The 304-nt window shown below is 41.4% G+C and carries 1 pseudogene; it reads right to left on the bottom strand.

The window, feature by feature from the left end:
- Positions 1 to 235 (bottom strand): annotated as a pseudogene (locus NE473_RS31105) (hypothetical protein); the annotation flags it as partial.
- Between the last annotated feature and the right edge of the window lie 69 nt (positions 236 to 304).

The raw sequence follows: 304 nt of genomic DNA, 5'->3' as shown, positions 1-304 counted from the left end.
CCCATTCCTCTTCAGTAAGTTCTCTGCCGCAATACTTCTTATAGAATCCATGGCTTTCCTGCATTGCGCTATTATAATCAACCAAAAGTGCCTGGTCCAAACCTCCAATCAGCGCCAGAAATAGTGGTTCCCCCTGGTAGACATCATCCAGCGATTCTAAAGGCAGTGGTTGAGTACCATTAAGAAACACAAACATATCATTGAACAGATTTTTTACCAACATAAGATGGTCCATTCTTTTCCTCCTTATGAAGCCTTCAAATCACCGATTCTTAACTGACCAACAATCTGCGGGCTATTTTTT

This window comes from Hungatella sp. SL.1.14 (genome assembly GCF_024460495.1).
GTDB classification, from domain to species: domain Bacteria; phylum Bacillota; class Clostridia; order Lachnospirales; family Lachnospiraceae; genus Hungatella; species Hungatella hathewayi.
The sequence above is the reverse complement of the archived record's forward strand: the minus strand, read 5'-3'. Positions and strand labels throughout refer to the sequence as shown.